This window comes from Gordonia spumicola (assembly GCF_009932475.1).
GTDB classification, from domain to species: Bacteria; Actinomycetota; Actinomycetes; order Mycobacteriales; family Mycobacteriaceae; genus Gordonia; species Gordonia spumicola.
Genome location: NZ_BJOV01000002.1, coordinates 764,896 through 791,887 on the forward strand (window position 1 = coordinate 764,896; position 26,992 = coordinate 791,887).

Annotated in this window: 18 protein-coding genes; 3 read left to right on the forward strand and 15 right to left on the reverse strand. The window is 69.4% G+C overall.

The features are described from left to right. Positions 1–12 precede the first annotated feature (12 nt). The 15 genes from GYB83_RS05715 to GYB83_RS05785 form a co-directional block, all read right to left on the reverse strand. Entirely contained in the window at positions 13–2,601 is a 2,589-nt protein-coding gene (locus GYB83_RS05715) for a GAP1-N2 domain-containing protein (RefSeq protein ID WP_161894552.1), read from the reverse strand. Next, positions 2,598–5,003 carry a SaeA-related protein gene (locus GYB83_RS05720; protein ID WP_161894553.1) on the reverse strand — a complete coding sequence of 802 codons (2,406 nt, stop codon included), beginning with the start codon at positions 5,001–5,003 and terminating at the stop codon, positions 2,598–2,600. The genes GYB83_RS05715 and GYB83_RS05720 overlap by 4 nt, the downstream gene beginning before the upstream one ends. Continuing rightward, the gene (locus GYB83_RS05725; protein ID WP_161894554.1) at positions 5,003–7,684 is read right to left on the reverse strand and encodes a hypothetical protein; all 2,682 of its coding nucleotides are present in this window, start codon (positions 7,682–7,684) and stop codon (positions 5,003–5,005) included. The genes GYB83_RS05720 and GYB83_RS05725 overlap by 1 nt, the downstream gene beginning before the upstream one ends. After that, a complete protein-coding gene (locus GYB83_RS05730; RefSeq protein ID WP_161894555.1) occupies positions 7,681–11,286 on the reverse strand; it encodes a tubulin-like doman-containing protein in 3,606 nt (1,201 codons plus the stop codon). The genes GYB83_RS05725 and GYB83_RS05730 overlap by 4 nt, the downstream gene beginning before the upstream one ends. 38 nt (positions 11,287–11,324) lie before the next feature. Continuing rightward, positions 11,325–13,988 (reverse strand): VWA domain-containing protein, encoded by a 2,664-nt coding sequence (locus GYB83_RS05735; protein WP_161894556.1) that lies wholly within the window; start codon positions 13,986–13,988, stop codon positions 11,325–11,327. Continuing rightward, positions 13,988–14,509: a hypothetical protein gene (locus tag GYB83_RS05740; protein ID WP_161894557.1), complete on the reverse strand. Its 522-nt coding sequence runs from the start codon at positions 14,507–14,509 to the stop codon at positions 13,988–13,990. The genes GYB83_RS05735 and GYB83_RS05740 overlap by 1 nt, the downstream gene beginning before the upstream one ends. Positions 14,510–14,755: 246 nt before the next feature. Beyond that, positions 14,756–15,313, reverse strand: coding sequence for a permease (locus tag GYB83_RS05745; protein WP_161894558.1), 558 nt, complete (start codon positions 15,311–15,313; stop codon positions 14,756–14,758). Between the two features lie 52 nt (positions 15,314–15,365). After that, a complete protein-coding gene (locus tag GYB83_RS05750; protein ID WP_161894559.1) occupies positions 15,366–16,721 on the reverse strand; it encodes a TerD family protein in 1,356 nt (451 codons plus the stop codon). An 8-nt stretch (positions 16,722–16,729) separates the two neighbouring features. Further along, a complete protein-coding gene (locus GYB83_RS05755) occupies positions 16,730–17,686 on the reverse strand; it encodes an HAD family hydrolase (RefSeq protein WP_161894560.1) in 957 nt (318 codons plus the stop codon). Next, complete coding sequence (locus GYB83_RS05760) at positions 17,683–20,052, reverse strand: phosphoribosyltransferase (RefSeq protein WP_161894561.1); 2,370 nt, start codon at positions 20,050–20,052, stop codon at positions 17,683–17,685. Before GYB83_RS05760 ends, GYB83_RS05755 begins: the two co-directional genes overlap by 4 nt. After that, positions 20,049–21,239, reverse strand: a complete 1,191-nt coding sequence (locus GYB83_RS05765) for an HpcH/HpaI aldolase/citrate lyase family protein (protein WP_186349719.1) — start codon at positions 21,237–21,239, stop codon at positions 20,049–20,051. Before GYB83_RS05765 ends, GYB83_RS05760 begins: the two co-directional genes overlap by 4 nt. Positions 21,240–21,268: 29 nt before the next feature. After that, complete coding sequence (locus GYB83_RS05770; protein ID WP_161894562.1) at positions 21,269–22,456, reverse strand: hypothetical protein; 1,188 nt, start codon at positions 22,454–22,456, stop codon at positions 21,269–21,271. 64 nt (positions 22,457–22,520) lie between these two features. Next, positions 22,521–23,126: a TerD family protein gene (locus tag GYB83_RS05775; protein WP_161894563.1), complete on the reverse strand. Its 606-nt coding sequence runs from the start codon at positions 23,124–23,126 to the stop codon at positions 22,521–22,523. A 4-nt stretch (positions 23,127–23,130) separates the two neighbouring features. Next, positions 23,131–24,249: a DUF475 domain-containing protein gene (locus GYB83_RS05780; protein ID WP_161894564.1), complete on the reverse strand. Its 1,119-nt coding sequence runs from the start codon at positions 24,247–24,249 to the stop codon at positions 23,131–23,133. A 96-nt stretch (positions 24,250–24,345) separates the two neighbouring features. After that, positions 24,346–24,921: a TerD family protein gene (locus tag GYB83_RS05785; RefSeq protein ID WP_161894565.1), complete on the reverse strand. Its 576-nt coding sequence runs from the start codon at positions 24,919–24,921 to the stop codon at positions 24,346–24,348. 365 nt (positions 24,922–25,286) lie between these two features. Here GYB83_RS05785 and GYB83_RS05790 point away from each other — a divergent pair, with 365 nt between their 5' ends. From GYB83_RS05790 to GYB83_RS05800, 3 genes are all read left to right on the forward strand, one after another. Further along, complete coding sequence (locus GYB83_RS05790; RefSeq protein ID WP_161894566.1) at positions 25,287–25,493, forward strand: hypothetical protein; 207 nt, start codon at positions 25,287–25,289, stop codon at positions 25,491–25,493. Positions 25,494–25,629: 136 nt separating this feature from the next. Beyond that, positions 25,630–26,400, forward strand: a complete 771-nt coding sequence (locus tag GYB83_RS05795) for a hypothetical protein (RefSeq protein WP_161894567.1) — start codon at positions 25,630–25,632, stop codon at positions 26,398–26,400. Then, positions 26,397–26,990 (forward strand): hypothetical protein, encoded by a 594-nt coding sequence (locus tag GYB83_RS05800; RefSeq protein ID WP_161894568.1) that lies wholly within the window; start codon positions 26,397–26,399, stop codon positions 26,988–26,990. The genes GYB83_RS05795 and GYB83_RS05800 overlap by 4 nt, the downstream gene beginning before the upstream one ends. The last annotated feature ends 2 nt before the right edge of the window (positions 26,991–26,992 follow it).

Genomic DNA, 26,992 nt, shown 5'->3' on the forward strand with positions numbered 1-26,992 from the left:
TTGCTTCTCCTCTCAGGAGCGGTTCATGCGACGCTGATGCACGTCGGCTTCGGGGATGGTGGAACGGAGCCAATCGGTTCCGGCCCGCTTGTAGCCCGCGAAGAACGCCTCGGCGTCGGCGGCGGGCCGACGGACCAGGATCGGCCAGCACGCATCGCGGAGTTCGTCGGTGTTCCGTGGCCCGGGATAGGTGCGTCGCAGCTGGTCGAGCGCGCGGCGAGCGATCTCCGCATCACCGTCGGGCTGGGTGTTGGCGCGTTCGGCGTCGAAGGCGCCGAGGAATGCGCGAGCGGCGGTCCACTCGGGTGAGATGACCTTTCCGTCGACGAGTCGTGTCAGGTGTGCGGCGACGTTGCTCTCCCTGCCGGTGTTCTGGGCGTACAACCGGCGGGTGATCTCGTCGTATGCGCGCGACCACGGCTCGTCCGTGGCCCTCTTCACGAGCAGCACGGCGTCGAGAAACTCCGCGACGTCGGGTGCGAACGGCGAGTTCGACGTCGACGCCAGCGTCAGCGCCGCCGTCACGAGCCGGAACAGTTCGGTGCGGTCGGGCAGCGGAACGTATCCGGCGATCATCAAGCGCAACGCCGCGGCGGCCGCGACGTCCGCGGGGGTCCCGCCTTGCCGGGGATCGGCGAGAGTCTGGAGCAGGCCGATGTCGGCGGGGTCGTAGAACACCGCGCGATGCAGTAGGTCGCCCGCTATGCGGCCGGGGGCCTGCGCCGTCCACCGGGACAGTTCGACGCCGACGGTCGGGACCGCCGCCAGTATGTCGCGGGTCAGGTCTTGGCAGTCGGGGTCGGACAGGTACTCGCGGGGAGCGGCGAGCGCGGCGTCGATCGCATCCCTGGCGACATCCTCTCGAACGGCGACAGGACCCACGAGATTGTTGGCCTGAAGAAAGGTCAATCCCGCGAACGGAAGAACTGCGAGGTCTTCGCGCGTGGGCTCGGGCGGGAGCAGTGGGCGATTCGGGCCTGGCACTGGGACGCTGAAGAGTTCCCAGTACGGGGCCGGCACCGTTCGACGGACGGACGGAGCGGCCGCGAGTCGCGGACGAAGCAGTTCCGCGTAGATTGCGGAGTTGACTTCGTAGACACTCGTGTTCGCCGGCCAGCTCCCACCGCCGAAACCGGAGATCGACAGGCTCGCTGAGATCGGACGGAACAGGTCGAGAAGTGCGGCGAGCTGTCGTTCGAGGATCAGTCGGCGCGCGATCTCGACAAGGATCAGTACGGAAGGGGTCCCACCGGCGGGATCGGCGGTGAGCTCCGGAGCGAGCTTGTCGATCGTGCCCGTGAGACCGTCGCGCACCGAGTCGATGTCCACCGCGTGGATCTTCGGAATCGAGGCGAGCGGTGTTGTGCGCCAGCTCCCGTCGCCGAGCGCGGTGGTGAGGAAGGCATCGGCGAGGTCGGCGGTGGGACGGCCCGCGTCGTGGGCGCGCTGCAGCAGTCCGAGGCAGGCCTGGGCCGTCATCGGATTGCGCCGGAGGGCTTCGGTGATGAGCGGGCCGGTGTGGGGGTCGTCCATCGCCGACGGCGGGAACTCGGAGCCTATGACCTTCTCGGCCTCGCGGGCGAACTCGACCATGTCGGGGTCGTCCATCTCAGTGAGGACGACCGAGAATCCGACCGCGAGCAGCCACGACGCCGACGGCGACTCCGCGTGGAATCGTCCATCGACCTCGTCCTGGCTGCGCAGGACCTCGGATGCGATGCTCGGGTCGAACAGCACGCCTTCGAGCAGGGACGAGACCTGGGTGGCGGGGACGACGCCGCCGGACACCCGGTGCTCGCCGCCGGGCATGGCGAGGCCGCCGGAATCGTCGGGCGAGAGGACAACCGCGCCGGACACGCCGCCGTCGAGGACCTCCGACGCGGGGACCGCGATGAGGTCGACGCCGTTCGCGACGTCGAGGACCGCCCGCTCGAGACGATCGTGCGTCGACCACGACAGCCGGTGCGCGATGGACCGCGGCAGGAAGTGGCTCACCGCGGAGATCCAGTCGACGGCCTGGTCGTGGTCGTCTGCGCGCAGGACGACGGCCGGACCGCCGTCGAGGCGGGCGAGGACGGCGTCCATCAGGACCCGGAACACCGCCTGACGTTCCATCGACGCGATGACAAAACGGATGGCCGACGACGTGTCGATCGCCGGATTCGGTGGCGGGATGTCCGCGGGCAGCGATGACGCCGCGACGACGTCCGGCCCGTACGGGCGGAGCCAGCCGCTCGACCGCCACAACGCGATCGGCCGGTGCTCCCCCGGCTCGGGGGTCCCACGGTCGAGGACCACGTGTGCGAACACGTTGCCGGGCCGACCGGAACCGTCCCGCCCGGCCTCGACGGTGTGCCACATGGCGGACGACCCGTCGGGCAGTCGTTCCCGGGCCAGGCGCGCCGGGCGGGACGCCAGGTCGTCGCCCGATGGGAAGTCGGGCAGGCGCGGTTCGAGGTCGAACGAGGTGACGACTCGATTGACGAGCGTCTCCTGTTCGGCGTGCGTCGGCATGCCCGAGACGTCTTTCACCTGCCAGCCGCCGCGGCCCGAACCGTTGTCGTACGAGGTGTACGTGAGCTGAGCGAAGCGACGACTCATCGAATCCTCGGCATTCCCGGAACATCCGGCGGCAGCAGTTGCAGCTGGTCGATCGGCGGGTCCTGCAGCGCGTAGCGAGCGGGCTCGTCGGCGCGCGAGTAGACGAACACCCGCACGTGGCCGACGAGGTTCGTCAGGTCGAGCGTGTAACCGGTGGGAATCGGGTGCGTCGACGAGCGGATCTGCCCGAACGTCGCATGCGGGATCTGCTGCCGGTTGGGTGCGGTGAACTGCAGGTGCTGGCCGTCCTTCGCGTCCAACGGCAGGCGCTCGGGATTGAACACGGCGACCAGCGGCGGCGGACCGTCGATCACCGTCGGCGCGGCGAGCGACAGGTTCACCACCCGCCGCACCTGCGGCGGCTGCGGAACGCCGGGATCGGGCTGCTGGCCGAACTGCGTAAGCGAATAGCTCATCCGCCGCAGGCCGCGATAGGTCAGCGTGGTGATCTCCCCGCGCAGTTGACGGCCGTCGGAGTACGCGATCGGCACCACGCACACCACGCAGCCCTCGGCTTGCAGCGGGCGGCGGAGGATGATCGAACCGTCGCGGTGATACTCCGTCTGGCTGGCCTCGTCGATCGGCGTGCCCTGGCAGATCTCGTCTGGCGTCATCGGCTCCACACCGACATGCACCTGGACCGACGACGCCCCCTGCGGCCAGCCGAAGACCACCAGCTGGGTGTCGAGGCGTTCCACGATCCGCGGTTCGACCACGGCCGGGATCGGCCTGGTGAACACCTCCGTGCGACCGACCCGCACTCGGCCGTTGAACGACGTGACCGGCGTCAGGTACGCGCGGTCCCAGTCGCTCGGCCAGCGCATTCCGACGATTTGCGCGCGACCGTCCGCCGCCGCCCGGATCGGGTCCTTGACCTGGTTGGCTCCGGTCAGGCCCGCGTACTCGAGCGCGGACGCGTCCAGGTCTTCGAGGTCGAGACCGGCCTGCGGGGCCGCCCTGGTGAGGAACACGTCCACCCTCTGTCCGGTGCTCGGAGCCGTCCACACGACGTCGAACCGGTCGGGCGCCGTCGATTCGGCCCGCAGGTCGTGGACCGGCGTCAGCTTCACCGACACGAGCACGTCGCGCTGCACGAAGGGCGAGAGGCGGCCGTTCTCCTTCACCTCGACCTCGGCGCAGACTCGGTAGAGGAACCGTCGACCGCGGACCGCGGTGTCGTCGACGAAGCCCGTCAGGTTCGAGTCGCCGTCGGCGATCGGCGTCTCCCCGTGATGACCGTCGTCGAGCGACCGGCGGGTGACGCGGACGCATCGAGTGCCCGGACGCGCCGACCACCGGCCGATGATCCGGCCCTCCTCCTCGAACAGCTCGAAGTCGTCGACCGGGCTGATCGCCTCACCGGACGCCAACCGGATCGGCTGGGCGCGGCGGGCCTCGGTCTCGTCTCGGCCCACATGCGCCCACACCTGGTAGTAGCGGACGGCGCTTGTCAGGAAGCGGGTGTCGACGAACGACGTCGTGCCGTCGGCGGCGAGCAGATCGCCAGCCTCCGGCTTGTAGGGATCGACGTCGTCGCCCGAGACGAGCCGGTAGATCACCGTCTGGCCCGGCACGTCGGGCGTGAACGGCTCCCAGCTGAGGTCGGTCGACGTCGCCGTCTGCTCGATGCGGATCGGGTTGTCCCGGTGGGAGTCCAGTCCGAACGCGTATTCGGCGAAGTCGGCATGCGTGAGTGTCGGGCCCGCCGGTGCGGGCGGCGGCACGGGAGCGGTCGTCAGCACCGGAGCCGCGGGTGCGGGCGCCTCGACGGCAGTCGGCCGAGGGGCCACCGGCACGGGCTGGTCGGCGGGCGCCGCATGACGCGGCACACGAACCGGTTCCGGCGCGGGCGTCGTCTCGCTCACCGGCGCGAATTCGGCGATGACGGCGGCGATGGCGCCTGCCAGCTCCGACGCCGGGCCGATGAGGGCGCTCGCGATCTCCGATTCGCTGGTGCGGTTGAACTTCACCAGATTGCGGAGGGTGATGTCGCGGATCGACTCGGCACCCGCCACGCCGAGCGACATCTGCTCGGTGCGCCACGCGATCAATGCCTCCACCGCGAGCGGACGCCAGGCCTCCGGGTCGACAGGCTCGGGGTCGGGGTCGGGGTCCACGATCGGCGTGGGTTCGGGCGATGGGGTCGGGTCCGGTGCGGCCTCCGTCAGCGCCCGGCGGGTGCCCGTCGGTGTCAATGCGACGGCGGCCTCCGGAAGCACACCGCGTTCTACTTGCTCGATGAGCCTGGTCATCTCGGCGAACCACACGACTTCGAACCGGCCGTCGGGAGTCCAGCCGCGCGGGTCGACGCGGAAGTCGTCCACCCGTTCCGGTGCCGGGGCGGGGAGATCGGCGGCCGCCAGCGACCGGATCAGCCTGTCGACGGTGTCGGACGCGGTCATCAGAACGTGAACCCGTCGCCGAGATCGGGGGTGCGGAACTGATCGGGTTGAGCCTGATCGTCGGCGACCGTCGACTGCCAGCCGCTGTCGGGCGCCTGGATCGGCTCCGCCGACCACGACGTCTGCGCGGAGCCACCGGCGTGGCGGATGCGGTCGACGGTGAAGCCGTCCGACAGCTGTGTCGCCACGCAGACGATGCCGATGCCCGTCCGGGTGGGACTGCGGCGGTCGACGAGCACCTCGCCGACACCCGAGGAACGGGCGACGTCGGTGAGCACGTCGCCGGAGAACGAGCCCGCCGCGGGCTCCTGGCGGTCGAGTCCGGCGAGGAATTCGCCGATCGGCTGAACCTGACCACCGATCACCTGCACGTTCGCGACCAGACCCGACACCAGATCGGTGCGGCGCGTGTTGAGCAGATCGAGGGTCTGCGCCCACACTCGATCGGCGCCCGTCGAGGTGACGCGGCCGAGGTAGACGTCGCTCGACCAGCGGTCCAGGCTCGACGCCGAACCCGCACCGCGGTCTCGCCACATGGTGGAGCGACTGGCCGACCGGTCGGCGCCGGGCAGAAGGGTGCCGCTCGCGGAGATGAAGTCCTCCCACGGCTCGGTGATCCAGCTCGGGTGGTACAGGTCGCGACGCAGGTCGGCCGCGGTGCGGGCGATCGACTCGTCGGACGGCTGCGCGACGCCGACGGCCGTCGACATCGGCATGCCCCACGACACGGCGAGCGGTGTGATCGTGGTGTGACGATCGGGTCCGAGCGGCGACTCCAGGAAGCTGCCGACGGCGCGGCTCCACGAGAGGAACTGGCCGTACGCCTGCGACAGACGACGCAGGTCGGCGAACGCGGACTGCAGGTTCTGATCGTCGACGGCCCGATCGCTGAGGACCTTCCGACGCTGGTGCAACAGTGCGAACAGTTGGCGTTGCGACCGGATGAAGGCGAAGCACAGGGACACGAGCAGGATGATCAGGGAGCCGAGGACGACGACAACCGGAACCCACCACTCGACCTTGTCGGTCCAGCCGAGCCAGATGAACACGCCGGTCAGGACCAGCCACAACAGGACGAGCACCTGCGTCCAGCGGGCCAGCGCGAGGCGGCCCTCGCCCGGATCGGGCGGCGTCACCGCACTGCGGACGCGTTCGAGGAGGTGCTGGAACTCGGCCAGTGCCTCGCCGAATGCCGAGGCCAGCGTGGAGCCGACCGCCGAGCCGAAGCTCGGCGCGTTCCGCGACGCCCACGTGTTCAGTTCGTTGAGGGTGGTGCCGGCCTGCAGTCCGAGGTCGGGACTCGACTGCAGTTCGGTGAGGCGGCCGCGCAGGTCGTTGATGCCGAGCGGGTCGGTGGCGTCGACGCTGCCCATTCGGACGGCCGCGGCGACGCCGCCGTTGGAGACCGTGAAGCGCTCGCGGGGCCCGGGGACGATCGAGTTGGAGTCGGTGATGACGCCGCGGGCGGCGCCGATGGGAATCGGGTTGAGGCCCTTGCCCGCGCCGCGACTGCCTGCGTCGGCGAGGGTGAACGCCGCACCCGTGTAGTCCTGCCACAGTTCGCCGAGGTCGTCGCCCGCGTGCTGGATCAGATCGGGGCGTCCGATCAGGCCCGACATCTGCTCGGTCGCGGCACCGATGTCGGCCCAGCCCGCGCGCGTTCCGTCGGCGTGCCTGCCTCGGACGACCACGTCGTAGGCGGACGGCGCATTGGTGAACACGGCGTGTTGGACGCTGATCGCGATGCGGTCGGAGATGCCGTCGACGAGACCGCGGTACCAGGCTGCGGGCGCGTTCTTCAGGCTCGCCCACAGGAAGCTGAAGAACATCTTGATCGCCGCCCACGCGCCGATCTTCTCGGCTGCGTGCGCCTCGTAGGGCATCCGCGAGCCCTTGAGGACGCCGGGATGTGCGCGCCACAGGGCTTGCGACATCGTCGACGACGCGAGCGCCGGATCCTGCACCGGAACCACCTGTACATGCAGGTCCGTGGGGATCGGGAGGTGACCGTCCTGCGCGAGGACCTCCGACCGCAGTCGGGTCTCGACCTCCTCGGTGCGCAGGCGGCGGTAGTACGTGCGGGCCAGGCGGACCACGGCCCCGGGCAGGATGTGTTCGCCGTCCAACCCGGTCTGGTCCACTCCCGTCCACAGCCCGGTCAGACCCGCGACCACGGGGGCCGCGAAGCGCGCCACGTCGGCGACACCGGGCCGCGCGGGCGTCGCGATGCGACCGAAGTGGGGGCCGCGCGAGTCCTCGGGCGCCACCACGATGTTGTGCCAGCCCTCGATGACGAGCGACTCTATGTGCGCGGGAGCCCCGTCGGTGCCGACGAGCAGGCACTGCAACCGGATGACGTCGCGCGCGCCGGTCGCGCTCGCCAGCGCGCCGACGGCGGCGACCTCGGCGAGCAGATCGATCGGCTCGGACTGCGAGGTGGCGGGTGTCAGGAGGCACAGCCGCAGGGTGTCGACGCGCCGGTCGGTGACGAACTGCTGCAGGGTGAGTCCGCGTGAGGTCCCCCCGTGCACGACCGTCACGTCGGTGATCGGCCGACCCGGGGTGTGCCGGGCCCAGACGAATTCGTCGACGAGACCGGCCGCGGTCAGATCGGCGAGACCGGAGACGACACCGTCGGCGATGCCGCCCGGCGACACCAGGACGGTCAGTGTGTCGGTCACAGGAGGCCCTCCAGACCTTCCTCGGGACGCGGCGCCTCCCACGACTGCTGCTGCACATTCGGCACCACCGGCCCGGACGCGTACGTCGGCCGGTGCGCCTGCTCGACGGCGAGGTCGATCAGGTCCGCGATCGCCAGCGTCGCCCACACCACGTCGGGGGCGAGGTCCCGGAAGATCGGCGTGGCCGACGCCTGCGCACGGCTCGCGATCACCGAGAACGTGCCGCCACCGGGGGCGGGAGGCAGGCCGTCCTCGACGCCCTCACCGGTCGCCATGAAGTTGGTCGACGCGAACCCGCGGTATGCGTCGACATACTTTCGGAGCTCGGCGGCCCGGTCCTCGATCGAGACGCCGGGACCGGTGTTCTTCAAGCCGGGGGCGACGCCGGTGGAGCTCTCACCGGTGCGGAGCCAGTCGGCGATGTTCGCCACGGCGGCCAGGTGCGCGCGATTGTTCGACGGCGTCGGTTCGAGAGGTCCGGCGTCGAAGATCTGACGCAGTGCGCGGTACGGCTGCATCGAGCCCATCACCGGAGGCTGATGCGCCTGCGCGATCGCGAGCAGCGACGATTCGAGGACCGCGGGCAGCCAGTCGAACTCGCCGTGGTGCTTCACCTGTGGGGTCAGCAGTGGGTGCGGGAACGGGATCCACCGCGTCTGGCTCTTGTCCCACACCTGCACGGGGCGGTCGAACAGCGGTGCGTCGGGCATCCGGATGAGGCCGAGGGCGCGACCGATGAGCCAGCCGGCGATCATCGCTCGACGCTCGGACGCCGTCATCGGAAGGCTGGCGGCCAACGGACGCGTGCGGCGGTATCGCCAGAACGAGTCGCGTTCCTTCGGTGATGCCGACAGCCACTGGCGGGCCGCGGGCTGACCCACCGACTCATAGACGAGCGGCGAGTAGTTCGGGAAGTTGCCGAAGATGTCGATGCGCTTGATGCCGCTCTCATCGGTCAACGCGTTGGTGAACGCACGTACGGTCTCGTCCCGGACATGTTGGGTGCCGCGCAGTTCGGTGGTCAGCATGTCGGCCACCACCAGGTGTTGGAACGGGACCGCGGAGAACTTGAACGTGTACTCCAAGTCGGCGTTGTTGTGCATGACCTTCAGCGCGTTCAGGTTCACGCTCGCCAGCGGGCGGGCCAGTTGAACGGCCTGCGCGAAGTGTCCGACGAGGTCGCGTTGGCGACGTGCCAGCTCGGTCTCCGGGACACCCTGGTCGACGCTGCCCGACCGGCCGGTCACGTAGTCCTGCAGCGACTGCGAGACGTAGCGGTCGAACGATCGTCCCGGTCGGGCGACGAACTGACGCGACCGGTCGAGCAGCTCGGACGGGCGGACATGCACGTCGAACCGCGCCGGGCTGGCGTTGATGGTCTCGCCGGTGTCCGGGTTCCGCGGGAACGCGCGCGAGGTCCACGGTCCGAGACGTTCGACGGTGGGAACCACCGCGCCGGGCGGCTTGGTGCCGCTCACCGTCTCCCACCAGCCGGTCACGACTTCGCGGATCGCGATGCGGCGGCCCGTCTCGAAGGCCTGCGCGCCGAGCCCCTGGTCGACGGATGTCGGCAGGTCGGCCTGATACTGCCCCTGGAAGTCGTCCGAACTCGTCAGCATCACCTCGTTGTCGGCTTCGGAGAAACGGTCGGCCACGCGGGCGTCCGTGTCTGCGGGCCACGCGGCGTACTCATCGGTGCGCAGGTCGGCCAGCGCGACGTGCGCGCGCTGTCGGTCGGCGGCGTCGCGCAGGACGGTCTGCGCCTCGTCGAGCGCCGAGATGAGCGGATCGAACAGTTCGCTGACCGATGCGCCCGCCGACTCCGCGATGTTGTGCGACAGCGACGCGTAGATGAACTGCGTCAGCGTGACGACGACGCTGTCGATCACCTGCTCGGTGATCGCGGCGGGATTGTTCAGGGCTCCGCGCAGCGAGGCCAGGGTGCGGGCGAGTTCCGGCGTCGGTTCGGCGACGTCCGCGGGCAGGTACGTGCTGAGCTGCTGGGCCTCGGGGAGGATCGTCTGCATCGTCTTCGACGCCCGCTTGACCAGACCCGACGCGTACGGGAGCCCGATGTCGGCGATCGCCTGCGTCGTGACCTGCTCCAGAGACGTCGAGAACCGGTTGGCCCACCCGAACGCCACCGCGTAGGCGGCCTCGGACGCCGCGCGGACCAGCTGTTCCCGCTGTTCGGCGAGCACTCGCGTGACCGACGCGGCCCACTGCTGGCCGTTCACGCCGGGGCTCTGGTCGATCCGTGGACGGACGATGCCGTTGACGATGGCGCGGGCCCTTGCGTTCACCTGGTCCTGCGGCAGCACCGTCGACCACACCCACGTGCCGAGACCTTGCTGGAGGGCCTGATTGTCGGGCAGTCCGATGTGCGAGCAGATGTTGCTCCACTGGATGTCGAGGCGGCCGGACACCTGCTCCTCGGCGGACGCCGGGTCGTTCACGTTGAGGTGACCGGACAGCAGTAGGTCGGCCGAGCTACGGGCGAGGCGCTGCGCGGCGTACTCGGCGTACCGGTCGCGCCCCATGCTGATGCTGGCGAAGCCGAACGCACCCCACGGGACGTTGTCGGAATTGTCGGCGCCCCATGCGAGGAACTCCGGCGCGGCCTCCAGATGACGACCGTTGCCGAGGTCGTACGCGACGAAGTCCTGCATCGCGGTGCCCGACTGGATGAGCGCGGCCAGGCCGCGTCCGAGGCCGCGGTACACGCTGGCCTGCGAACCGTCGCCGAACAGGGTCCGCTCGTTGCCGACGTGGGCGCCGACCGGGAACACCCGCTTGAACGGCGTCACCGCACCCGCACCGTTCTGGTGGCCGAGGGCACGCATGATCGTCACGTCGTGCGCGCGGGCCGCGCCGGTCTGGCTGGCGATGATCTCGCCGAGCATCGCCAGCGCGTTCGGCCGGGTGCCCGAGAACGACGGGTGGTTCTCGTCGCCGAAGATGTCCGGCGTCACCATGAACACGCCCATGAGGTCGGGGTTCACACCGGGGATCAGGGTGAGGATGCGACACACGTCGAGAGCCATCGACGCTCCCGCGCCGCCCGCCATCGACGACACGACGAGCACGATCGGGTCGTCGCCAGGGTCGAAGCCGCCCGCACCAGGCAGCGACAGAGCGCGCATCTCCGGGTTGGTCTGGGAGTCGTAGAGCTGACCCCATGCCCGCTGCAGGTCGCTGAACACCTTGTTGATGCGGCTCAGCGTGATCGCGCGGCCGATCGCGCGGTACTGGCCTGCGCCGACGCTGATCGGCACGGTCACCGACTCCGGGTTGCGCGGAGCCCAGGTAGCCAGCTCGGACAGTGCGCCCGACGCCGCGAGCCCCTGCGACAGGCCGCTGTCGAGGACCGAGTACGAGTCGCCCTGTGGCCCGACGCCGCAGTACATGCCGCCCATCTCGGGGACGGACTTCACGTTCTTGCCCTCGTCCGGTGAGATCGGCACGTCCACGTGCACGAACTGCCACCCCGCCGGGATCTTGTCGATCCCGTGGTCGGCGAGATCGGACAGCAGCTGGTCCATCATGTATGAGAGCGTCGCGCCGCCGGATCCACCGCAGCCGACGATCAGAAGCTTGCGCATCGTTGTCGATTCCTCACATGGGTTCTAGGTAGTCGAGATCAGGCTGGGCCGAACGGATTCCCGCCCGGCGGACGGTTCGAGCCGGGGCCGAACGGGTTGTTTCCCTGCGGCCCGGACGGAGGCGTCCGGCCCGCGGGCGGTCCCGATGCGGGCCCGAACGGTGCCGGACCGTTGCCACCGGTCGGTCCGAACGGGTTCGGCGCGGGTGCGGGTGGGCCGCCGGACGGTCCGCCCGCGGGCGGCGTCGGAGCCGACGCCTGTCGCAGCTTGGTCAGGTTGCGAGGCGCGTAGTCGCGGACCTCGCCGACGATCCGATCGATCTCCGACCGACCGGCGTCTCCGCCGACGAACAGGACCACGGTCGCTGTGTCTTCCGGTCCCGCCGGGTCGTGGAAGATCGCCCAGTTGTTGTGGATCGCCAGCGGGAGCAGCGCGTTCGGCGTCTTCCCCACCGTCGCGCCGTCGCGGCAGGCAGATCCCGCCATCCCGCTGATCGACGCGACCACGCTGCCCGCGCCGAACGGCGACCAGCCGACCCTGGTCCGCAGGGACAGTGCTCCGACGTCGATGCTGCGCGTCGGGTTGCCGGTGCCGGGGACCAGACTCACCAGTTCGGTGTCGGCGACGCCGAACGGCTGGTTGTTGCCGCGGGTCACGGCTCCTCCGACGATGCGGACCGGGATCTGCTCCACCCGCAGCGCACGCGCCGGGATCCGGGCCGTCAGCCATTTCAGGAAGTACAAGAGCAGCAGCGGGATCAGCGGACCGAGGATCAACGCCGCGATCAACGCGCCGATGAACGTTCCGGTGTTCAGCGGCTTGCTCAACTCGCCGGTGAACGGGACCTTGATGGAGACGGGGTCGCCGTCGCCCTTCGGCGCGGCGATCACGACCACGTCGCCGCCGACGATGCCGTTCACCGACTCCGACGACGACAGGGTCACCGACAGCTCGCCGGACTCGCCGTCCGAGAGTCTGAGGCAGTCGCCCTGGTCGGCGTGATCGGAGGTGACGGCGATGTCGGTGCCGTCGGGCGACGCGGTGATCGCGGTGCCGCCCTGCTCGAGCCACACGCAACCGGGGCCGGTGACGGCGATCGTCGCCGTCGTCGCGCCGGAACCCTCGATGGTCCCGAACGAGATGCTGTCGGCGACCGTCGGATATCCGACGGGGGCCTTGATCGAGACGGGGATGTCGGCGCGCACCGGCGACAGCTCGGTCTCCCGGAGCTTTCCGGTGCCCTTCTCCTTGGCCTGCAGGGTGACGTTCAGCGTGAGGCGCAGGGTGGCCTGACCCGGGTCCACGCCCGCCAGGTCGACGGTCTGCGGCTTCGACAGGGTGTTCTTGTCGAGGTTCTTCGCGACCGGGACGGTGCGCTTGCCGTCGCGCGTCACGAGCTCGGCATCGAGGGCGAAGTGGTCGGGCAGCTTCGCGTCGGACAGCGGTTTGCCGTCCTTGCCGTTGATCGTGAAGGCGACGGTCTCATCGGTCGCCCCCGAGTGCAGCGACACCGCGGCGGCGTTCGCGAGTGCGGGCTTGAGACCACCGGTGATGTGGATGCTCGAGCGGGTCTGCGCGTCGGCCTTGCTCTCGGCGATGAAGACGAGGGCCCACACGCCGCTCCACGACGGCGCGGACGCACCGGTCATCGTGATCGACGTCGACTTCTCCGAGGGGAAGCTGTAGTCGACGTCCACGCCGCCGATCTGAACGTTCTTCGCCGTCCGCGGGTCGAGGCGGGTCTGTGCGCCGTCCGGGGACACCAGGACCGGGATCAGTCCGGGGCGTCCGGCGTCGGCGAGCACGCTGACGGTGTCGACGGAGCCGTCGAGGACGAAGTAGTGCTTGCCCTCGTCGCAGACGGTCTTGACGCATGCGGTGCGCTCGGTCGGCTCCCGATTGTCACCGGGGGCGCCGAGACGGTCGAACGCGAAGAGGAGGTCGTCGATGTTCGTCGCCTCGAAGAACTGGCCGTCGGCCGTCCGGTCGCCGGTGCCACAGTCGTCGCCGCCGATCGCGATGCTGCGGAGCAGACCGAAGTCGGGCGACTCGCCGCCCGATGAACTGGACAGGCCGATCGCCACGTTGACGATGCCCGCGGTCGCCAGCTGGTCGGCGATGCCGCCCTGGCGGCAGATCGCGGTGCGGGCCGCCGTGATGCGCGACTCCCGGTCGGACGCGGTGAAATCGAGCTCGCCGTCGGTGAACCAGGCGATCATCTTGCAGCTGTTCGGCTGCGCGCCCAGAGCGCCGCGCGCGCCTTCAAGGGCCGCCTGGTAATCGGTCGCGGTGCCGTCCTGGCGGGCTGTGGTGTCGGTGATCGCGGAGTTCACGGAGTCGAGCGACGCCGCGTTCAGCGTGGTCCAGTCCAGGGACCGGGTGTACGAGTCCGAGAAGCCGGCGACCGAGACCTCGATGGTCGACCCGGTGCTCGACGAGTACGAGACGAGCTGTTTGGCGAGGAGCTTCGCGGCTGTTCCACGGGCGTTCTGCGCGTCGGACTCGGTGAGACTGCGCGATTGGTCGACGAGGAGGAGGACGCGACCGGAGCCGTTCGACGTGACACAGCCGCCGAACGTGTCGAGTCCGGTGCCGTCCGCGTCATCGGCGCGTGCCGCGGGCGCAGGGAGCAGCGACAGGAGGGCGAGGACGACGGAGGCCGCGAGTGCGGCGATGCGGGTCAGGGTCCGGGTGTGCGGCATCAACGGTGTCCGATCCACATGGCGAAGCTGACGGAGCCGACGACGACTCCGGCGGCGATGACGATCATGGTCATGGCATAGGCGAGCGGCAGCCAGTCCGGACGAAGGTAGATCGCGGCCGAGCGCCGGGCGGTGTCGCGCGAGGTGAACAGCGCGAGCACGCCGATCGCGATCGGCCCGGCGAGTGCCCACCCGGCGATCGACAACGGCGACGCCCAGAAGACGGCACCGGCGGCGATGCCGAGGACCGCGAGCACCGCCGCGGCGATCAGCAGCCCGATCGGCGGCCCGACGGGTTCGAGCGAGCCGCTCGGCGACGGGGGTGCGGGAGTCGGCGCGGGCGCAGGTCCGCCGACCGGGACGGAGCTCGTCGGGCCGAAGGGATTGACGCCGCCCGCGGGCGGTCCGTACGACGCGGGTGGCGCCTGCCGAGGTGAGGCTCCGGGGTAGCCGGGACCGTGGTTCGCCGGTCCGCCGGTCGGGCGGCCTGTTCCCGGGCCGAACGGGTTGGAAGGTGACACAACGAGAATCGTGGCACATACCACTGACAGTTTTGCGACGAGCATCGCATCGCTCGTTTATCTGGCGGGCGATCCGTACTTCGGGTAGTGGGGCCGGACGGCCAGGTCAGCGGTTCGACACCAGCGTTCGACCCGGCCACCGCGCCCATTCGCCGAGCCATCGAGAACGGGTGTCCGGTCGGTCGTGTCGGGCCGGAATTCATTCGTTCGTTCGATGAACCGCCCGCTCGACGTGGAACTCGTCGATCACGACCCGGCCTCGGCCTTAGCCTTCGCGCGGCGTCGTCCGAGCAGATAGAAGTCGACGGCCAGGCCGATGATGATGCCGACGATGAGGCCCACCAGCGTCGCGCCGCGGAAGCCGACGGCGTGGCCGTCGAGCGCTTGACGTCCGGCCACGGCACCGCTCCCGTTGCCGATGACCACGCCGAGCGTCATCAGGTTCGGGACAGTCGACGCCAGGGCCAGCACCAGGAGGCTCCACGAGAGGATGTTCCGATAGCGGCCGATGGTGACGTACGCGAAGTACAGCAGGATCAGCGTCACCGCCGAGCCGAGCAGGCCGTAGCCGAGGCCGTACAGGATGCCGCGGGTGATGCTCTCGTTGATCTCGGACGCCACATGCCTGCCCCACGACCTCGGGACGAGAGCCTGCAGGATGAAGTACCCGATCACCACGATCAGGATGCCGCTGACGGCGAGGATCGCTTTCGTCTTCCCGGACATCTCCGGGAGCCTGGACGTCAGCGCGCCCATCCTGGAATGCGTTGCGTCAGACGTGGTGTCGGGCAGCTCATCGGTCATGGGACAACTCTCGCACAGATCCACCCGGCTCGTCTGTGGGCCGAACGCACTGTCATCCCAGGTACGGCATCACGAAGGGGATCGCCTTGTTGGCGGTCTTCGCGTTGAAGCCCTCGCCGACGGCGCGGAGTTGCCACTCGCCCCCCGCGCGGGACACGACGGCCATGCAGACGCCGGTGAACGGCATGCCGCCCGCGAGCGTGTAGCGCGCGAGTTCGGCGTTCGTCGTCTGATCGATGAGGCGGCAGTACGCGTTCTGGACCTCGGCGAACGTCTGCCCGCGATACGACGTGACGATGAAGGCGAGCCGGTCGACGTGTGGCGGGATGGACGTCAGGTCGACGGCGATCACCTCGTCGTCGCCGTCTCCCTCACCGGTCAGGTTGTCGCCGGAGTGGATGATCGAGTTGTTCTTCGACCGCAGATTGCCGAAGTAGACGGTCTCGACGCAGTTGCCCTGCGAGAACATCAGGACCGACGCGTCGAGGTCGATGCTGCTCGCCCCGCCACCGCCGAAGAATCCGCGCTTGCCGGTCTGGACGGGGTCCCAACCGAGACCCATCCAGATGTGCGAGAGGGCGACGCCGCCCTCCTTCTTCAACGAGACCTTCTGCCCCTTCACCAGGGACACGGGTCGATCCTTCGACAGACTGATCGGGGCCTGCTCCTGGGGTGCGCCGTACTGCGGTTGTTGCGGCGCGCCGTACTGCGGCTGCTGTTGAGGGGCCCCGTACTGAGGCTGCTGGGGAGCCCCGTACTGGGGACTTCCGTACTGGGGCTGGCCGTACGCGGGCGGCGGGGGCGGCGGCGCATAGCCCTGCTGAGCGGGCGGGGTGTACGTCGGCTGCGGCGGCGGGTTGTACGCGGGCTGGGCGGGTGGCGGCGTGTACGCCGGCTGAGTGGGCGGAGCGGCCTGCGGCGGGGCGTCGTCGACCGCGACGCCGTGATCGCGGACGAGGTCGGCGAAACCGCCCGAATACCCCTGGCCGACGGCGCGGACCTTCCACTGATCGTTGCGGCGGTACACCTCGGCCGCGATGACGACCGACTCCGCGGTCAGCCCGTCGACGACGTAGTCGAACAGCGGCGTGCCCGCAGCGTCCGACACGCGGGCCACCGGCGGCGCGAACTGGCCGAAGCTGCGGGTCGTGTCGTCGAGGGTGATCACCGCCCGGATCGCCGTGATGTCGGCCGGGATGCCCGCCGTCGAGATGTGCAGGCGGCCGTCGCGAAGCTGCACACCGGGGCCCGCGGGCTGGTTGAAGAACACGAAGTCCGCGTCGCTGCGGACCTTGCCCGCATCGGTGACGAGCAGCGCCGACAGGTCGGCGGCCGTCGCGACCTCCACCGACACCACGACGTCCGGAGTCGGCAACGCGGCGTTCTGACCTTTGGTGAGTGACGACATCGGTACCTCTATTTCTCGGCGAGCGCCGGGTCGGGGTTGTGGAGGGAAGACGAGTGGGAGCGGGCGCGGTCGGCGAACCAGGCGAGGATCTCGGCGCCTGCCTCGATGCCGGACGCCGCGGTGACGGTGAGCCCCGGCGGGGTCCACCCGGAGTCGTGGAGTTCGCCGTGCGCGGGTCGGATCGCGGCGTCGGCGTAGGTGAGGAGGTCGGCGTCGAGCCGCCCGTCGCCCGCGGCGAAGACGGGGGAATCGGCGTCGAGCGTCCCGTCGTCGACGAGCCTGCCGCGGATGTGCGCGACGGCGGCCGACTTGGTGACACCGTCGGGCATCGCGTAGATCTTGCGGCCCTGCTGAGACACCGACCATCCGCGCGGCGTGCACCACGAGCGCCACTCGTCGATGAAGTCGGTCGGCTGACGGTCGAGGTCGACCACCAGGTAGACGAACAGGTCGTCGGCCACCCGCGTGGAGCGCACCCAGGAATCGTCGACGCGGCGTCGCAGGTCGGCGTGCAGCTCTTCGACGGTCGCCGACGTCCCGGCGACCCTCGACTCGAGAGCCGTCCGCCAGGCGTCGTCGTTCTCGCCGTCGCGGAGGATCCGGCCCCCGTTGCTGACGACCGCGTGCCGGAACGGACCGCCGGGCAGGTCGATCCGCTCGAACTGCGCGCGCGTCCGCGTGGTCGTCGGGATCACTGGCGTCGACGCGGCGAGCGCTGTCAACGCCTCCACCGAGCCCCGCGTCATGTACGACAACGGTGCGCCGTCGTACATCTCGACGCAGACCGGCTCCTCGACTGCGCTCGGAGACCCGGGGAGGACGCTCGGAGAACCGAGGAGAACGCTCGGAGAACTGAGCCGTTCTTCGAGCGCATTCTTCCGTTCTTCGAGCGCAGTCGAGAAGCCCGACGCGGCGCGGGAGAAGATCATGGTGCGGTCGAGGTCGGTGGCGATCAGGGCGGTCACACGTTCTCCTTGATCAGGCCGACGCACGAGTAGGCGAGGTCGGGCACCACGTCGACGGGGACTCCCCGCTCGGCGGCCAGGAGTCGGATGTGCCGATGATCGGGCATGTCGGCGTCGCGCACCAGGATCCGCCACGGGACGCGTCGAAGGAGGACGCGGGTGGTCTCGCCGATGCCGGGTTTCACGAAGTTGATCGACGAGAGCCCGTACCGCTCCTGCATGGCGGACACCGACGCCCACCCGTCCCACGTCGGCGTCCTGTCGGCGGTGCGCAAGGCCGCGGCCGAGGCGACGGCCTCGTCGTGGACGACGGCGAACTCGGCCGCGACGGTGTCGAGGAAACGGTTCGACACGTCGTGCGGAACGAGGTCCCGGTAGAACTTCGCTCCGTGGAAGTCGCCCGGACCGATCAGTTCGTCGTTGAGGACGGTCCGTGACACCAGTCCGGACACCGTCGAGTTAAGGCATGCGGAGGCGATCAGGAAGTCGTCGCGCGTGCCGTACAGGCGGGTGCACGAGCCTGGATCGGCGAGGACGGCGAGTTCGTCGTCGAAGTGGGCTCCGCCCGCGGCCTCGTACTCGGCCAGTGCCGCGGTGAGTTCCTTGGCGATGGCGCCCTTGCCGGTCCAGCCGTCGACGAAGACCACCGACGCGGGGTCGTGACGTGCGGCGATGTAGTCGAGGGCGACGGCGTCGATGCCGCGGGCCCGGACGATCGAGACCGCGTAGTGGGCGGGAACGACGCCGCGGGTCGCGCGGATCCATCGCCCGATGAGCACGCCGATCGGGGTGCCGGCACGGGCCAGGGAGACGAGAGTCGGGTTCGCCGACCGTTCGGCGAGGATCAGCTCGGCGACGGTCCCGACGGCGAGCGCGAGCCTGCGCGCCGATGCGGCGAGGGTCGCGTCGAACAGTTCGAGGTACTCGGCTCCGGGTTGGAACTCGACGGGCAACGATTCGGCGTAGTGGGCGACACCGGCCTGGATGCGACGTTCGCGTTCGGCGACGTCTCCCTCCAGCGAGTACTCCGACAGGTCCTTCAGGAGCCAGGCCACCTCGGAAGGCGAATACGACCCGAAGTCGGGCGCGCGCAGCGGGTCGCCGACGGGCTGCGGACGGCCGGTTGCGCCGGCACGGGCGCGGGCCAGACGCTGCGGATCGGTGGCCGACACGGTGAGGACGACGACGCGGTGACCCGCCGCCGACAGCACGTCGAGGAGTCCGCCCCGGCCGCGGAGGGCGTCCGTGTCGGCCGGGTCGTCGATCACCAGCAGCACCGTCGGAGTGTCGCCCGACCCGGGAGCCGCGACGTTGTACAGGTAGCGCCCCGCGTCGTCGACGCCCTCGGGCGCCGGGAACGCGAATCCCCTCCGGAGCGGGTATCCGTCCTGGTCGCGGACGTGAGCGGGCGATCGTGACGTGGTCTGAAAGCGCGCGTCGACGCCGTGGTCGACGAGCCGTTCGGCGAGACACAACGGCAGGTACATGAGCTCTTCGTGGCCGACGACGCTCACCTGCTCCCCCGTCGCGAACTCGTCGGACAGTCCCGCGGCCACGTCGGCGACGGCACGGTGGAACGCCCCGGTGTCGGAGGCGAGGAAGCCGTGGCGTCCGCCGTCGGGAACGTGCGCGGGCCAGCCCGCAACGCGGAACACGACGTCGCCGCGGGTCGGGGCGGTCGGGTTGAGGGCGGGAGCGTCGAGCGCCACCACCCGGTCGGTGAGTCCCTCCGGCAGGTGGACGGCCCCCTCGGCGAGCGACGTGAAGTCGATCGTCACGCCGAGCCGTGCCGCGGCCTCGGCGCATTCGGCGCGGTGCTCGTCGCCGCGCATGTCGACGAGCGACGCGACGAGATACCTCTCGTGCGGGTGCAGTCCGTGCAGCGCCTCGAGGGCTTCGATCGCGGTGCGGCCGGTGCTGATCTCGTCGTCGACCAATACGACGGGCACCGACGGATCGGTGTCGAGGAAGTCGGCGTCGGTCGGCTGCAGGAGGTGGGTGGTCGCATGCGAGTGACCCTCTTCGAACGAGCCGTGGACCTGAGCCCCGCCGACCGCACGACGTGTGGAATGCAGGTAGCGGGCGGCTCCGATCCGTTCGGCCACGCAGTGCCCGAGCCCGGTGGCGGTCTCGGCGAACCCGAGGACGGTCGCCGCCGAGGCCTCGTCGCCGAGGATCGCGATCACCGCGTCGCCCAGATCGTCTGCGGCGCCGCGGACCCGCGACGGCGGTGTCGGGATGTGTTTGCCGAGGACCGTCGACACCAGCAGGTGTGCGCGTTTCGGATTGCGCCGCAGCCCCAACTGCACCAGATCGGCGACGCCGTCGACACGCGCACCGAACTCGTCGGTCACCCAGGAGCTCATTCGGCTGCCCACTCGGTCAACAGGTCGACGAAACTGACGTCGTTCCTGGTCACACCGAACACGTGCGCCCGGTTCATCACGCCGACCGCCCAATTCCGGTGTGGTTTCAGCTCGTTCATCTTGTTGCCGTAGGCCGATGCCTGCGCGCCGCCGCCGTCGCGGCCGAGGATGTCCAGTGCGTCCGAGTACTCCTCGTCGGTCACCGACGACAGCGAGTGGACGGCGCCGACGTGGATCGGGTGGATCACCGTCTTGCCGGTGATGCCGTTCGCGCGGTCGAGGGCGATCTCGCGGAGCAGCCCGTCGAGGTCACGGCTCACGAGCCGCTGCCGGAAGTAGACGGCGTCGTGGTCGCGGAACGGCGTGTGACGCAGGGTCGGCGCGAACATGCGTTCGTGGTTCGCGAAGTACTCCCACACCGGTCCGGTGATGACGAACCCGGAACCGTCGCTGCGGCCGAGCATGTTGACGATGCCCGCGATGGCGTCGGCGGCCACGCGGACGTCGTAGATGGTGACGTCGCGGTCGCGGCGGATCCCGAACAGCCCGCAGATGTCGGTCGCGCCGATCCGTACCGCCAGCACCCGTTCGCGATGTCGGTTCAACAGTTCTCGGATCGCCATCAGCTCGGTGTCGCGGGTCTCGCGGTGGACGATGCGCGGCGTCTCCAGCACCGGCATCGCGTACAGCGGGCGGTCCCAGTCCGCCGACGCGGCCGCGATCGCTTCGAGCGCGTCCAGCCCGGTCGCGGCCTCGAACTTGGGGATCACGAAGCCGGCCAGACAGTGATTGTCGGGCAGACCCGAGACCACCGCGTCGATGTGCGCTACGGTCCGCACCCGCACGAACAGCAGCAGGCGATCCCAGCCGTCGCGGGCGAACTCGGCGAGCGCGGCGATCGTCCGTTCGAGCGCCAGCGCCTCGTCGTCGTCGGCGACGGCGTCCTCGAGGTCGATCACCATCGATGTGACGCCGGACGCGGCGCGGCGCGCGATGACCGCCGTCAAGTCGTCGCGGGTGGCGGGCACGTACAGGGTGGCGCCGAGGGCGATCGCCAACGTGTCGATCGGCGAGTGCACCGTGACCGGTTGGGGGCGGTGCAGGAAGAGGCGGTCGAGTTGGGCGTCGGACAGTTGCGGGAACTGGGTGATGCCGCGGGTCGCGACGGTGTCGGCGGGTACGGACACGAGCGGCCCCTTTCGTTCGTGAGCTGTGGTCAGCGGTGCGCGACGGAGTCGCGGATCCGGCCGATGATGTCGGTGACGCGGGCGTCGACGGCCCGCAGTTCGGAGAGGTAGAACCAGTAGTCGGGGTGGATGCGTTCGAGGGTCGCCGCGGCGCGGTCGATGCGGTCGGACTGCGCGTCGAGCACCGATCCCCATTCGCGCACCTGGCGGTTGTCGAGCGCGAAGTTCTGGGCGTCGCGCACCCGGAACCGGACGCGAGACGCCGCGTCGGTCGGATCGGTGCGGACGGCGCGCAGGTCGGTGAGCCTGTCGAAGACGCGGTCGACCTGGTCGTCGGCGTGCGAGAGGCGGGTGCGGGCCTGTTCCGCGGCGGCCTTGGCCTCGTCGGGTGCGTGCCCGAGAAGGACGCGTGCCCGGTCGAGACGTTCGTCGGCCGCTTGCAGATCGGCCCGGACGTCGCTGGGGACGTCCACCAGGTCGATCGAGCATTCGGAGCTGAACTCGCGCAGAAGCGCGGACATCACCGCGGGCAGACCGTCGAGTTTCGTCTCGACGGCCTCGCGGCGAGTGGCGAGCGACCGCATCGTCTTCTCGGTGTCGGCGGTGAGTCCCGGAGCCTGATCGAGCAGGTCGACGAGCCGCCGCGCGGCCTCGACGACGACGTCCGCCGCCCGCTGCCGGTCGGTGAGACCGACCGCGGCGTCGAACCGCGAGCTCTCGCGAGCCAGTGCATCGGCGGCTTCTTTGACCGACGTGAGGTGGACGTGCTCGACGGGAGCCTGATCGAGGGCGGTGAGGGCACGGCTCGCGGCCGCGCGGGCTTGCTGCTCGGCGTGCGCCGCGCCGTTGATCGCGTCCCGGCCCGCCTGAAGCCCACGTGCCTGCGCGTGGGCGAACTGCGTCAACGCGCCGCTGACCTGCTCGAACGCCCGAATGCACTCGTCGACGGCGTACGGTGTGGCCTCCGTCGAGCCCGCCGCCGTCAGCACGAGGTAGCGGGAGATCACCTGGTCGTAGCGGTCGCGTGCCGCATCCCACCCGGTCGTCGAGATCGACCCGGGTGCGACCGACTCCGCCGCCTGCACGGCACCCGCCATGTCGCCCATCGCGCGTTCACACGCGAAGAACGCCTCGGTGAGTGCCGCGAGCTGCGCCGGAGTGGCACGGTCGTCGTGCGGTCGCCTGCCGAACAGGCCCCGCCGCGGATTGCTTGGCACGATGCAATCGTATCCAGTCAGCGGCGGAAGGCCTGATCGGCGGGCATTCGCATGATCGACGCCGTCACTTGCGTCCGCGGGTCCAGTTCATGCCGAACCCGTAGGCGGCGTCGACGTCCCGCTGCGCTCCGCGGACGTAGCGGACCTCGCGGTTCACGTGCAGTTCGCCGTTGACGTTCGTCAACATCGCGATGGCACACGAGACGGCCTGATCGTCCGCCGAGTCGAGACGGACCTCCACCTGGGGTCCGTTCGTCGGCATCAGCGTGACGACGCCGTCGGCCGCGGACCAGTTGGTTGCGCCCTCGTAGATGTACGCGAAGATCAGGACCCGCCGGAAACGGTTGACGTCCTGCAGATTCACGTACAGGTTCTCGCCGCCGACCGACGATCCGCTGCGGTCGTCTCCGTCGAGGAAGATGAACGGCGGACCGTTCAGGTCTCCGAACGAGTTGCCGAGCGCCTGGACCACGCCCTTCGAGCCGTCGGCGAGCTCGTACATCGCGGCCAGGTCGAGGTCGATGGCCGAGCTGCGCTTGAAGAAACCGCCTGACTTGCCCTGCGTCCAATTCAGGTTGATCCGCATGTTGCCCTGCGACTCACCCCGCTTGGTCAACGACACCGACGGCGTCGCCTTGTCGAGAGTCACCTTGTTCATGTTCACGGACATGGGGTCATTCCTTCGTGTCGACGAGAGCGGTGTCGGCGGTGGCGGGGAGTTCGTCGTCTCCCTCGCGGCGCCTGCGGATGATGCTGGTGATCAGTGCGGCGACGATCAGGACGACGCCGACCATGCCGGTGACGATCTCCGGGACCGGCGTTCCGATCGAGTACATGAGGATGAACGCCAGCGCGCCGATCGCCCAGTGCGCGCCGTGCTCGAGGTAGACGTATTCCGACAGCGTGCCCTGGCGGACCAGGTAGACGGTCAGCGAACGGACGAACAGGGCGCCGATGAGGCCGAGGCCGAGGGCGATCAGGATCGGGTCGGCGGTGATGGCGAATGCGCCGATGACGCCGTCGAACGAGAAGCTGGCGTCGAGGACCTCGAGGTACAGGAACAGGAAGAAGCCTGCCTTGCCCGCGGCCTTCGCGAGGTCGGACGGGCCGGTCGACGGCTCGTCGCCTTCCTCGTCGACGTTGAACAGTTCGCCGAGACCGTTGACCAGGATGTACGAGATCATGCCGAGGACGCCCGCGATCATGACTGTCGACTGTTCACCGTCGTGCGCGATGAACGCCGCGGTGATCACGAGAACGGTCGATGCGATGACGACCGACAGCTGGTCGAGCTTGCCGATGCGGATCAGCGGGCGCTCCAGCCACGACAGCCAGGTGATCTCTTTGTCCTCGAAGATGAAGCCGAGGAACAGCATCAGCAGGAACATGCCGCCGAACGCCGCGATCTGCGGGTGGGCGTCGGTGATGATCGTCTCGTAGCTGGGGTCGCCGTTCGCGAAGTGAGCCGCGCCGTCAGCGGGCGGGTTCAGAGCCAGATCGAGGGCCTGCACCGGGTTGAGGCCGGACGCGATCCACACGACTGCCAGCGGGAACACCAGGCGCATGCCGAAGACGGCGATGACGATGCCGATGGTGAGGAAGATCTTCTGCCAGAACTCGCTCATCCGCCGCAGGACGGTCGCGTTGATGACTGCGTTGTCGAACGACAGTGACACTTCGAGCACGCCGAGGATCAATGTCAGGACGAGCGCTTCGGGCCCGCCGTACAGGAACGCGACGACGAGGGCCACGATCGAGATCAGGAAGGACATTCCGAAAATTCGAAGGATCACGTGCGGTGACGGCCTTTCTCAAGGGAGGTGCGGCGACGCACCGACGAGCGGGCTGCTCGTCGGTGCGTCGGCGGTGTTTCTTGGGTGTGTCGGCGGTCAGACGTTGACGCCGAAGTCGCGGGCGATTCCCGCCAGACCCGATGCGTAGCCCTGGCCGATGGCGCGGAACTTCCAGTCGGCGCCGTTGCGGTACAGCTCGCCGAAGACCATCGCGGTCTCGGTCGATGCGTCTTCCGACAGGTCGTAGCGGGCGATCTCCGAGCCGTTCGCGCGGTTGACGACGCGGATGAACGCGTTGCGGACCTGGCCGAACGACTGGCTGCGCGCGTCCGCGTCGTAGATCGAGACGGGGAAGACGATCGACTCGATGGTCGGGGGCACCGCGGCGAGGTCGACGTTGATGACCTCGTCGTCGCCGTCCCCGTCACCGGTCAGGTTGTCGCCGAGGTGCTCGATCGAGCCGTCCGGCGAGCGCAGGTTGTTGAAGAAGATGAAGTGCTGGTCGGAGACGACCTTCTTCTCGGCGTTCAGCGCGATGGCACTGCCGTCGAGGTCGAAGTCGGTGCCGGTGGTGGTGCGCACGTCCCAGCCGAGGCCGATCGAGACGGCGGTCAGGCCGGGGGCCTCCTTGGTCAGGGAGACGTTGCCGCCCTTGGTCAAGCTCACACCCATGTGCAGTGCCTTTCGTTCTCGACGAGCGCTCGGCTCGCGGTTTCGGTGTCTTCGACACCAGACTATGTGTGTTCGGGCGCGGAAGCGGAGGTCATCGGCTGATCGAACGACGCCGACCCTGTACGCCGCCCCACAGCGCAGAGAGTAACCGGAAATCCGGTTTGCGGCATCGGGGAGTTCCCCGATCCCACGCACAGCGGAACGAACCGTGACTTCTCATCGAACTCACAGACGATCCCATTGTGATAGAACACACTTTCGACTAGACTGGAGATACCAACTAAACACGACATTCCCGCCGAGGAGGTGACACCCGATGACATTCTCGAACGGTCCAACCGTCGCGGGTCGGCGTCGACGCTCGCGTGTTCGCCGAAGTGTCCGAACGCGGTGCCTACCGCGATCTGGGTTCGCAGATGCCCGGCAAGTACCTGGAAGGGCAGTTGCGTCTGTCCGCTCGTGCTCGCCATCAGCGGGAAGAAGCGGCACTGAACCTGAACGCGATGTTCAACTTCTCCGGCGAACAGCTCGATCCGCCGCTGCCTGCTACGTCCGCTCGGTTCACTGAATGACCCGGGAGTCGGATTCGCCCGTTCGATCGGGAAGACCGCTTATGCTGCTGCCAGTCGAACGAACAGGAGTTCACGCATGAACCCCCACAACCCGGGCCCTGGACCGCAGGCGCCGATGGCACCGATGGGACCACCGATGACCGGACCCATGCCGCCACCGGGGCCGCCTCGCCCGCCGATGGACATCACGCGTATGGCGTCGGCGGCGGTCCTCGTCAGTGGACTCGTCGTGCTCTTCTCGTCGCTGTTCGACCTGTACTCGGTCGAGGTGTCGCCCGGTGCCGTCGAAGACTCGGTCAGCGGAAAGGTGAACGTCGGCATCGGCTTCTACACGGTGGTGCCGTTCAACGCGCCCGTCGTCGCGCTCGCACTCCCGATCCTCGGGCTCATCGCCGCGCTCACTGCGCTGCCCGGCGTCCTCGGCCGACGGCAAGCGACCCTAGTATCGGCGGTCAGTGCGATCGCCGCGACACTCCTCGGCTTCGTCCTGATGGTGTCGAACCCGCTGCCCGACGTCGAGCTAACCGGCGACCTCAAGCGTGAGGCCGGTGACGAACTCAAGAAGCTCGGGATCTCATCGGTCGACGAACTCGTCGACCGAGTCGTCGACATCGGACCAGGCACGGGCCTGATCTTGTCGCTCGTATTCAGCGTCCTCGCGGCCGCTGCCGCAGTGGTCGTCTACCTGCGCAGTCCGGCCGGGGATCGACCGCCCGTGATCGTCGGTCCCGGTCCCACACCGCCGCAGGTCCCGATGGGCCCGACGTCGGTGGGCTTCCCGCAGGCGCCGCCCGCGCAGCAGGCCCACTGGGCCGCGATGCCCGCCGTTCCCGCTCCCGGCCCCCTGCCCGACCACGCGCCGGGACCGATGATGCCCGGCCCCGGCGGGCACATGGGGACGCCGTGAAGCCGGACCGCCTCGTCGCGGCGGTGACCGCGGTCGTCGGACTCATCGGGCTCGGCCTCACCTTGCTACCGTTGGTCACCTTCAAAGCTAGCGAGCGGGCGATCAAGTCCGGTGCCATCGACAGTGTGTTGTACGGCACCGACTCGTTCAACGCGGAAAAGTGGGAGGAACGATGCCGCCGGTACAACGAGTTCTGCTCCGGTGGAGGCGGCGCGCGACTCGACGTCAGCATGTTCGATCTCATCGCATCGTCGTACGCGGCCATCGCCATCGTCCCGATCGCGCTCGCACTCTGTGGCGCGGCAGGCGCGATGACCGTGTGGCGCACTCACGATCCGCGCGTGTTCACCGCAGTCACGGCCGTGAGCCTCGGCGCACTCGTTGTACTCCTGTTCACCGCGCTCAACCCGTCGGTCGCCGTCTCGGGGACCGGTGACTTCCGTGACTGGGGATCCGCAGGTTCGACGATCGGCTCCGAGGACTTCTCGGCGAGCGTCGGCGCGGGCCTGTACCTCTCGGCGATCGCTCTCGCCGCGATCCTCGGCGTCAACGCGTGGCGAGCGCTGACCGCACTGCGGGCGGCCCGATAGCG

What these genes read in the sequence shown, in the direction of transcription:
- GYB83_RS05760 (WP_161894561.1), bottom strand. Translation starts at nt 20,052, where the DNA reads ATGAGCTCCTGGGTGACCGACGAGTTCGGTGCGCGTGTCGACGGCGTC.
- GYB83_RS05735 (WP_161894556.1), bottom strand. Translation starts at nt 13,988, where the DNA reads ATGCCGCACACCCGGACCCTGACCCGCATCGCCGCACTCGCGGCCTCC.
- GYB83_RS05775 (WP_161894563.1), bottom strand. Translation starts at nt 23,126, where the DNA reads ATGTCCGTGAACATGAACAAGGTGACTCTCGACAAGGCGACGCCGTCG.
- GYB83_RS05750 (WP_161894559.1), bottom strand. Translation starts at nt 16,721, where the DNA reads ATGTCGTCACTCACCAAAGGTCAGAACGCCGCGTTGCCGACTCCGGAC.
- GYB83_RS05795 (WP_161894567.1), top strand. Translation starts at nt 25,630, where the DNA reads ATGACCGGACCCATGCCGCCACCGGGGCCGCCTCGCCCGCCGATGGAC.
- GYB83_RS05715 (WP_161894552.1), bottom strand. Translation starts at nt 2,601, where the DNA reads ATGAGTCGTCGCTTCGCTCAGCTCACGTACACCTCGTACGACAACGGT.
- GYB83_RS05745 (WP_161894558.1), bottom strand. Translation starts at nt 15,313, where the DNA reads ATGACCGATGAGCTGCCCGACACCACGTCTGACGCAACGCATTCCAGG.
- GYB83_RS05730 (WP_161894555.1), bottom strand. Translation starts at nt 11,286, where the DNA reads ATGCGCAAGCTTCTGATCGTCGGCTGCGGTGGATCCGGCGGCGCGACG.
- GYB83_RS05720 (WP_161894553.1), bottom strand. Translation starts at nt 5,003, where the DNA reads ATGACCGCGTCCGACACCGTCGACAGGCTGATCCGGTCGCTGGCGGCC.
- GYB83_RS05785 (WP_161894565.1), bottom strand. Translation starts at nt 24,921, where the DNA reads ATGGGTGTGAGCTTGACCAAGGGCGGCAACGTCTCCCTGACCAAGGAG.